Raw genomic sequence first — 851 nt, 5'->3', positions numbered from 1 at the left:
TCCCATAAGGTTCAGAAGGACTTACTATTCTATTAATTTTAGAAGATGTAGTTGCAGGACCAGCTTTAAAATAATTATTTACAATATTATACGAACCATTTTCTCCTCCATAAATACTATTTTCTCCCCAATTGAAAATTACATTATTTCTAAAATCAACAAACTCATTTTCAGAGTTTTGTGTTGTTTTAGAACCACTAAACCTTGGATTTCTGCTATTGTTATTCGCGATTAAATTGTGATGAAATGAAGCTTTAACTCCACCCCAAATTCCCCCATAACCATGAGCACCTTTTTCATGAACAGATCTATTTAAAGCCTCTGAAATAATACAATATTGAAGTGTGAAATTTTGATTATCATAAAATGAAGCGTTTTCGTCTGTACCCCAACTAATAGAACAATGATCTATAATTACATTTGAAGTGTTTTTAGCCCCAATTGCATCACCTTGTACATTATTTTCATCACCCATTCTAAACCTGAGATATCTAATAATTACATTATCCGCTTTAATTGTAAATGGAAATCCTTTAATTGTAATTCCTTCACCAGGTGCTGTTTGTCCTAAAATAGTTAAACTTCCTTTGCCTTTATTTACGTCTAATTTTGATTTTAATTCGATTGTTCCTGAAATAGCAAATACAATAATTCTTGGTTCGCTTTTAATAATTCCTTGTCTTAAACTACCTTCTCCATCATCGTTCAAATTGGTAACAACATACGTAAGACCTCCACGTCCTCCAGTTGCATGTTTTCCAAAACCTTCAGCAGTAGGAAATGCAATTTCTTGAGCAGAAATTGCTGAAATAAAAAAAAATAAAATTGGAATACAAGTACTTACTTTATAT

At 31.3% G+C, this 851-nt stretch carries 1 pseudogene; it reads right to left on the bottom strand.

From position 1 onward, the window contains the following. Window positions 1–802 (bottom strand): annotated as a pseudogene (locus IU405_RS00525) (right-handed parallel beta-helix repeat-containing protein); the annotation flags it as partial. Between the last annotated feature and the right edge of the window lie 49 nt (window positions 803–851).

Source organism: Polaribacter sp. BAL334, from assembly GCF_015767435.1.
Lineage (GTDB): Bacteria > Bacteroidota > Bacteroidia > Flavobacteriales > Flavobacteriaceae > Polaribacter.
This window is presented reverse-complemented; position numbering and strand designations above follow the sequence as displayed.